Origin of the sequence: Desulfobacter latus, from assembly GCF_013389365.1 — a bacterium.
Taxonomy (GTDB): domain Bacteria; phylum Desulfobacterota; class Desulfobacteria; order Desulfobacterales; family Desulfobacteraceae; genus Desulfobacter; species Desulfobacter latus.
The window spans coordinates 1-8596 of sequence record NZ_JACADJ010000104.1; the positions used below are offsets into that span (position 1 = coordinate 1).

5 protein-coding genes and 1 pseudogene are annotated in these 8596 nt (G+C 41.6%); all 6 read left to right on the top strand.

Annotated elements, in window-relative coordinates; translation table 11 throughout:
• The first annotated feature begins 107 nt into the window (after positions 1-107).
• A complete protein-coding gene (zorA, locus tag HXW94_RS17495) occupies positions 108-2198 on the top strand; it encodes an anti-phage ZorAB system protein ZorA (RefSeq protein ID WP_178368185.1) in 2091 nt (696 codons plus the stop codon).
• Complete coding sequence (locus tag HXW94_RS17500) at positions 2195-2941, top strand: OmpA/MotB family protein (RefSeq protein WP_178368186.1); 747 nt, start codon at positions 2195-2197, stop codon at positions 2939-2941. Before zorA ends, HXW94_RS17500 begins: the two co-directional genes overlap by 4 nt.
• A complete protein-coding gene (locus HXW94_RS17505; RefSeq protein WP_178368187.1) occupies positions 2938-4407 on the top strand; it encodes an EH signature domain-containing protein in 1470 nt (489 codons plus the stop codon). The genes HXW94_RS17500 and HXW94_RS17505 overlap by 4 nt, the downstream gene beginning before the upstream one ends.
• Positions 4408-4409: 2 nt before the next feature.
• Positions 4410-7931: an SNF2-related protein gene (locus HXW94_RS17510; RefSeq protein ID WP_178368188.1), complete on the top strand. Its 3522-nt coding sequence runs from the start codon at positions 4410-4412 to the stop codon at positions 7929-7931.
• Positions 7931-8194 carry a PTS sugar transporter subunit IIA gene (locus HXW94_RS17515; RefSeq protein ID WP_178368189.1) on the top strand — a complete coding sequence of 88 codons (264 nt, stop codon included), beginning with the start codon at positions 7931-7933 and terminating at the stop codon, positions 8192-8194. The genes HXW94_RS17510 and HXW94_RS17515 overlap by 1 nt, the downstream gene beginning before the upstream one ends.
• A 60-nt stretch (positions 8195-8254) precedes the next feature.
• Positions 8255-8407, top strand: a pseudogene (locus HXW94_RS19620) (transposase); the annotation flags it as partial.
• Positions 8408-8596: the final 189 nt, after the last annotated feature.

Sequence of the window (8596 nt, forward strand, 5' to 3'; positions counted from 1 at the left end):
AATTCTAAAGTACACTAAAGGAACGTGCTGTTCACAGTATTTTTTTTAAAAAATAATTTTCAGCATCTCAAAAACACATTTTGATTTTACGAAGTGTCAAACGGAAAATGAAGGATGCCGAAAATTTAACAGAAAGTTTTAGTTTTACAAAACTGTGGCCGGAATTCAGTGCCATTATTGACGGCCGATTTTCAACAAACGTTGGAGCAAGCGCTTTAGTCGTATGTATTTTGTTTACAGTCTTTGGTATAGGGCTTCTATACGTTGGGATTCGTTGTTTTATATCTTGGCGTAAGACCAATTTTTTTATAAAACTCCTTAAAAATATACAGGCAGAAGATCTATCAAAAAAAAGAAAAGATATACTTCATAATGCTCAAAAGAAAAAAGAGTACGGGAAATTATGGGGAGAGTTTGATGAAACCCTTATCCTGTCTCCTGATGGTACCCAATTATATAACACAATAGATGCCTCTCATTTTTTTAATACGTCTACCCTTGCCCCAGAAATAACTGAAAATAGACTGCTGACAGCCGTGCCTGCATTTTTAACAGCAATCGGTGTTATCGGAACCTTTGCGGGGCTGCAAATGGGGTTGAGTGGTTTGTCTTTGAGTAAAGATGTTGGCGTTGATGTTTTACGTGATGGCATTGGGCATCTCATCAACGGGGCTTCTATTGCTTTTCTGACATCCGTTTGGGGAGTCTTCGCAAGTCTCGTATTTAATTTTTTAGAAAAATTATCTGAGAAATTTATACGAGATAGGATAAGAAGACTTCAGGAACGAATTGACACGCTTTTTGTCCGTGCAAACCCTGAAGAGGCTCTTGTTAAGATTTCGGATTATAGTCGACATTCCACAGAAGTTCTGCAAGGGCTTGCCGAAAAAATCGGTGATAAAATGCAAGAAGCTGTGGTTGACGTTTCTAATACTATTCAAGGTGGGCTTAGGGATAGTCTTAATGATATTCTGGCACCGGCAATTCAATCTCTCATAACGAATTCCAACAAAGGGGTGGAAACCGCCATGGATGCATTGCTTGAACGATTTATTGATAAAATGGGTGCTCATGGAGAAGGCCAGCGGGATATGCTCAATGCAGCCTCAAAAGATGTTAATCAGGCTGTAGGATCTTTCAGTGAACAGATGCATGAATTTCTCCAAAAATTAGAAAAACAACAAAACCAATTTAATCAGCAAAGCCTGCAAAATGCTAAAGAAATAAAAGAAACAATTGGATTAAGCAACCGTCAAAGCCAAGAGGCGATTAATCAAACAGTGGAAGCTGCTGCCCAAAAAAATAAAGAGCTTACTGAAACTTTTGAAAAACAGCAGAACGCATTTCAAAAAATGGGAGAACAACATGCAGCCAATATAAAAGCAACCATCGAATCAACGAGCCGTGAAAGTCAACAGGCAATCGCTCTCACTGTGAAAACAGCAGCAAAAACGAACACGGAACTCGCCGAAGGATTCCAGGACCAGCTTGCAAGTCAAAAAAAACGGGATGAAAAAAGAGATGAAGTGTTCAGGGTTCAGGCAGAAGAATTGCAGGCAACCAGCCAGAATTTGATGTCCCAATTAAATTCAATGCTTGAAGCACAAAAAGGTGTCAGCAAAACCATAATAAATCAGTGCAACACTCTGATGAGGGATATGGAGCGGGTAACCTTAGCCAATAAAGAGGCTGCCGGTAGCATGAGTTATGCAACCCAAGATTTGAAAAATGTTGGGAAAGATTTTAAAGATGTCAGTACAACAATGGAATCTGTCGGAAGAGTTCTAAATGGTACAATCTCAAAAGCGATTGAAAAAGCAGAAAAACTCACAGAGCTAAACCAAACAACAACAACCCAGGTAGGCGGGTTGACTGAATCGATTACACAAATCAAATCAGGCATTACAGAAGTAACTGACAAACTTGTGGCCATAACAGATCAGGCAGACAAGAGCTTTGATAAGATGAAAAAACATCAAGAGGCTTTTCAGACCGCTTTGGCCGCTCAGATTAAAGATCTGGAAACAGATATCATCCGGATAATTTCAGATTACGGTCAAAGAGTGAACAACCAAACCATTGAACGGCTAAGGGAGTGGAATACGCAAACTTCTCAATATACATCAACAATGACAGATGCCATCAGCTCCTTATCAACAGTCGTTGATGAAATTGAAGCGAAAATGAGTCCGGTATGAAACTATTAAGCGCGAATAGAAAACCTGTAAACGTCGACGAAGAAAACCCATACTGGATCTCTTTTTCCGATATCATGTCCGGGCTGTTGATCCTTTTTATCCTTGCGTCCATGGCATTAATCCTTGAGTTGATGCAAACCCGTGTGAAAGTCAGCGACGCCATTGAAGAAATAGCCAAAGCAGAAAAAGTACGCCAGGATATACTACATGAAATCCGGGCAGAACTGCTGAAAAAAAATGTAGTTGTTGAAATCAGCGATAACGAAACGGTTCTCCGCATCCCAGATAGCCAGCTTACATTTTCAAATAATCGCTATACAATTCCTGAAGATGAAGAAACCAGAGCGGCTGTGCTTGAAATAGGTAAAGCTTTATATACGGCCATCACAAAAGAGGCACGCCAGGCATACCTTGACACCATTTTTATCGAAGGGCATACGGACAGCAGACCATCCAATCGTAACATGGGGAATTGGGGGCTATCTACCTATCGTGCTATTTCCATCTGGAATTATTGGAATAGCGAAATGGGTTCTGGATATACCCTTGAGAATTTAACCAATAGCCAGGGAATCCCCCTGTTTTCAATGAGTGGTTATGCAGCTCAGAGACGCTTGTGTGAGCAAGAAGAAGATGCGCTTTGCAGGGCCAGAAACAGGCGAATTGATATCCGCTTCACAGTTAAGCGGCCAACCATTAAAGATGTAACAGATATCAGAGATTTGTTTAAAGCCGAAAAATGACTATAAAAAACTTAACCTTTGACCTACCGCCTCTGAATTTTGAACAATTTCAGCACCGGATGACACATCAGCAACAGCGCTTAGAAAAAATAATCAAAAAGTCTGGGAAAAACTCAAAAGCATATAAGACAACTAAAAATGAAATTATTCTTCGTGTCAAACGCAAAGAAAAACACCTTGAAAATTTTATTACCGATTCTTTAACCATAAGAGCATTGACCGATTTATGGCTGGAAGAAGCCTTCAATGTCCGGTGCCCGGTAACAGAACAATTGATGGATGCCATTTTTTCAACGCGAAAATATCCCGGGACGATTTCATTTCTTCAATTGATCAGACTTTTTTTTCTTCGGTTTGATAAATGTGGTGATCTTGATGTTCTTATAAATGGGCTCCACAGATCTTTCAAAGAAGCCAGAAACAAAAAGTTGCCAAACGACATTCAAGCCATTGCTGATCATTATGACCGGTTAATATCAAAACAAGGACCTGAATGGATTGTTAAGCTTGCAGTTTCAAAAAAAATAGATCTTGATACGCTTCAACAAAAAATGGGGCTGTCTTACTATTTCAATGGTCGATTCGGGGACGTCTGCAAATATCATTATTATCTTGAGCAGCTAAAGGCGCTGCAACCCAATGAAACTTCACCCCTTTTTTCTGAATTAAGGAAATGGAAAGTTTACAGAGCACCATACAAAAAGCAAAAACTGCTCGGCCATAAAATTATATCCATTCTAATAGATAAAGCCCCTGAATCGGAACTTTGCAAAGAGTGGCGGGATGTTATTCTCAATATTGCTGGGGATCCAAGAGTTCCTAAAACCAGCCTCAACTATATGGAGTGGTGGGAGCCGCTCGGTCAGCAACGAGTAAACAAAATGCAGACCTGGCTTTCTGGGTTTGATTTGCTGCTGTTTTTGGAAATCCTTGAGAATTATGGGAAATCCAGTGGGAACGCGGTTCTTCAAAGAATGTTTCCAGCTAGGAAAAAATTTCTTGAAGGGCTATATAAAAATAAAATGATTCACGGCAGCCGGCTTTTTGTTAGTACCAGTGCAGACAACTATCTACAATCGCATTACAAAAAGTCAGAATTGCCCGGTTATGCAATATGCAAGGGGGGAGCATCGGTTATTTATTTAAATATTAAAGGCCATCATATGGTTGAAGGTAGCCATAGCTTTTCATTGTGGATTTACGATAAGCTGCCTGAAGAGTCATCTCTGTTAGATTACAGTATAAACAGTTTCGAACAAAGGGAATTGGGTATAGGTCTTAAAGAAAAGTATGAACATGAAAATATTGACTCGCTTGAATACCCAATCAACATCAGGCATATGCCCCATTGGCAGCATAAAACCATAGAAGCCTTTTCCAAATTAAACATCAAAATAAATCCTGAGAGTGTTTTCTCCATAGAGGATTATCAGGAATATAAACAAAAATACGGACTTTCTTATTAATTATGGCTCTTCAAGATCTCCTTAAAAAATACTTCACTAAGACGGATTCCGATGTTGTCTTTAAAGTTTTACCTGACTCCAGTGGACTGAATTTTATTCTCCCAAAGGATGAATTTGCCGCATGTAAAGAACTGAAAAGCAATGAGTGGACCCAACATCAATACATGGTTCTCAGTATGCTTCAGGAGGAAGGCATCGCCACAGAATTTCCCAACGGTTTTTCTATATCTTCAGAAGATGCCGTTCGACTGCCTGAAATAAGAGAGATCTTTGATCTGCCCCCTGCTTTTCCAGGCAAGTTTTCAATTCGAGTTGAAAACAGAACCACTCAGTCTTCATTTAAAGTGACCCTGTATCTGGAATATCCTAACGGGCAAAATACCATTTACTACGAACTTGAAGGGCCATACCTGAAAGTAGGTGAGTTTGAGACCTACTTGCCCACCCCGGAACAATGGGCTGTCATAAAAAGCATTCAAGCGCATCAGAAATTGCCGCCGTTAGAAAAGACGGAGTACAATAATCTGCTTCTGGTCCATCAACTGCAGCAGGCTAAACAGGCCGGTGCCAGTATCGATTTATCCTTTTTCAACAAACTGAAGATCATAAATCCGGAAAGTGTCTCGGTCAGTATGCGCCTGACACCCAATGAGGATGGGGTTTTGAATCCATCCTTTGGCACCGAGGCCACCTTTGAAAAAATTGAAACCCGATTAGGGCAGTTAACCGGAAATGAAACGGTCCAGAGTTTTAAAGTCGGCAATGAAATAATTTTACTGGATGAGAATAAACTGGCGGCTGCCAGGGAAATTATACAAAACAGAAAAATATCAAAATCACAAGTCAAAGATTTTGTAAAAACCCCTTCAGCATTTTTAGATGCTGCACTTGTTGATCTGGATACCGGTTTTTCCCTCAGGGTTAAAGGTGCAACGACTTTCCAGCATTCCTATTTTGGGGAAACCGATGAATCTGGGTTGAACTGGTTTTCAAATGGAACGGCTGGTTCTGTATCTTGCATTGAGGCTGGAGATCTTGAAAAAATAATACAGGATACTGAAACCCTCGAAATGTTCTCTAAAACTTTTGAGGATGCCCAAAAACATAATGCCCAGGAAATGATGTTTCTTGGAAAACCGATAGATATTACAGATGTCCAGGCCATCAATGAGAAAGTGACCGCTATCAGGGAAAAAATTCAAAAAGGAGAAATGCCGGAAGTCGAGATGCCGGTTGTAGAATCCGATGATGATGTTGAACAGTTATGGGAATTAGATAAAGATAAAAGCGCTTCTGTTGTTGTTGATATTTATAAAAATTACGAAATTTTATCATATGGCTCCGGATATGTGGCAGAAGCCATGGGAGAGGTTCTTTATAAAGACAACCTTCATTTGGAAGATCTCAAACGCCAACCGTTCAAGCACCAGGAGGAAGGCATTCGATGGTTGTTAGGCTTGTCCTTGAACGGGCTGAAGCAGAAGCAAAAGGTTTGCGGCGGCCTCATGGCTGATGATATGGGTTTGGGAAAGACCTATATGGCACTGGTTGGCGTATACGAATTTTATAAACATCTCGAACAACAGAATCAAGAAAAGAAGCCGGTCCTGGTTGTTGCCCCATTAAGCCTTCTGGAGAATTGGAAAGAAGAAATTGACCTGACCTTCAAGGAGAGTCCATTTAAAGATGTGGTGATCCTACAATCCAATGCAGATTTGAAACGATTTAAAATCAAAGGAGCAGGAGTTGAGACCAGACAGAACAAAGCCGCCATTGAATCAGAGGATGTGCCGGGAAATGCGATCCAGTATGCATTGAAAATTGGAAAGCAATTTGCAATGGACCGATTGGATCAGCACCAAAGGCTGGTTCTTACTACATACCAGACATTGCGGGATTATCAGTTTTCCCTTTGTCGGATTGACTGGTCCTTTGTCATCTTCGATGAAGCCCAGAATATAAAAAACCCCAATGCCCTGCAAACCCGTGCTGCCAAAGGGCTGAAATCTCAATTTACCCTGATTGTCACCGGCACTCCGGTGGAAAATCATCTCGGCGATTTCTGGTGCCTGTTCGACACGGCAAAGCCAGGTCTGCTTGGCTCTTACCAAGATTTCAGACATCGATATATCCAGCCGATCACAAAGGCGACTTCAGATAAGGTTGCTGAAGTGCGTGCCGGGGTCGGCCGAGCCTTGAGGGAAGATGTCGGGGCACTGATGATTCGAAGATTAAAAGAGGACCAGCTTGAAGGCCTGCCTAAAAAACACATATTTGTGGGAATGCCGTCGGAGGAGCTGCAGAATTGGGAATATAGTGAATTGCTGTCGTCTACCATGATCGGGAGACAGCTTGCCGTATACAACGGAGCCGTCAATGGTGTCATTGCAGCACAAGAAAATGAATATGAAAAAAATCCCGTTTTAAGAGGCCTTCATAAACTCAGGGATATTTCGCTTCATCCAGATCTTGTAGATGGCGGATGTTTAAGTCTTCCGGACAATGAAAGAGAGGCTCTTGCTTATACACAGACCGCAGCAAAACTTGAAACCGTATTCTCACTCCTGCATGAAATAAAAAAGAGACAGGAAAAGGTTATTCTGTTTGTCATTAATAAAAGGCTACAGCGCTTCTTGAAACTGGCCTGCCATAAAATTCTTGGAGAGCAAGTTGAAATCATCAATGGAGAAACTCTGGCAGTTTCAAAATCTCCGGGGCAACAGACCCGAAAATCCATCATTGATGCTTTCCAAAATAAAATTGGATTTGCCGTTATCATCATGTCTCCCCTTGCCGCAGGAGTGGGACTGACCGTCACCGGTGCCAACAATGTTATTCATGTTGAGCGTCACTGGAATCCGGCCAAGGAAGCACAGGCCACTGACAGGGTGTACCGTATAGGCCAGGAGAAAGACGTCAATATTTATGTGCCCATCCTCCACCACCCGGAGATGCCGTCCTTTGATGTCAACCTACATCGCTTGTTATCGAAAAAAACAAACCTGAAAGATGCCGTCGTCACTCCGGAAGACGCAGATCTCCAAAATGCGGGCATTTTCAATACACCAGGCAGCGAAGACCGCACGATTGAAGAAAAATACCTAAAAAATATGCCTTGGGAACATTTTGAGGCCCTGGTGGCAGAATTGTTTGCCCGACATTATGATGCAGAGACCTATTTAACACCCCAAAGCAATGACAGGGGATGTGATGTGGTGGTACTGTCTCCCAAAGCTAATATGCTGATCCAGTGTAAGCATACCACTAAACATATATTGTCAGGAGAAGGTCCGATTCGGGAACTTCTGGCGGCTCCGAGCTATTACAAGGAACAGATCGGAAAATCATTTTCCCGCTCCATTGTGATAACCAATGCCAAATCATTTTCAAAACCCACCCGAAATGCAGCCCAACGGGAAGGGATTGAACTTATGGGCCACACAGAACTCAGTCGCATGCTTGCCCCATCAAAAATTACTTATTCAGACATTTTTAAACGATTGGATAAAAAACGAGCCGGATAATGGGCATCCTTCATATCTCCATAAAAGTAGTTTACACTTTTTGGGTGAAGCCCCTGGAAAACGGAACTTGCGTCAGAAAGTGTAAAGTACTTGTGGTGGGAAGAAGGGATGAACGCAATTTTCATCTTGAGGCCCTGTCTGCCATCGCCAAGATTGTCATGGACCCGCGGTTTGACGATAAATGGCTCAGGGCAAGGTCTGTCAAAGCACTCAAAGCGCTGCTCCTGAATGCCGACCGGAATCGCCGGTTGCCTGAATCCTGACAGAAGGATTTCTCCACTCACTGGAGAACAGGTAGATTCCCGGTGCCTGTTTGTTCTGTTAACAGCGATCTTGACCTTGACTGGAAAAATATCATCGATTATTATGGGTTAAGATTCCAAATTGAATTTAACTTTCGTGATGCAAAACAACACTGGGCGCCTGAGGATTTCGTGGTTGTGAAAGAACAATCCGTCCTCAATGCGGCCAATGTGTTATAAAGTTTCATATAAAATATAGCATAAAATAGTTAAAAATAGATTAAAATGTGTTTAACATATACTTATGAAATTAAGTGTCTGGGCAAAAAAACAGGGTATAGCTTATCGGACTGCATGGGAACATTTTAGAACAGGTAAAATCCCCAATGCGTATAAACTCGCATCTGGTACTATTATTGTGCC

Coding starts and splice junctions, on each gene's coding strand:
- HXW94_RS17500 (WP_178368186.1), top strand. CDS start 2,195: ATGAAACTATTAAGCGCGAATAGAAAACCTGTAAACGTCGACGAAGAA.
- HXW94_RS17505 (WP_178368187.1), top strand. CDS start 2,938: ATGACTATAAAAAACTTAACCTTTGACCTACCGCCTCTGAATTTTGAA.
- zorA (WP_178368185.1), top strand. CDS start 108: ATGAAGGATGCCGAAAATTTAACAGAAAGTTTTAGTTTTACAAAACTG.
- HXW94_RS17515 (WP_178368189.1), top strand. CDS start 7,931: ATGGGCATCCTTCATATCTCCATAAAAGTAGTTTACACTTTTTGGGTG.
- HXW94_RS17510 (WP_178368188.1), top strand. CDS start 4,410: ATGGCTCTTCAAGATCTCCTTAAAAAATACTTCACTAAGACGGATTCC.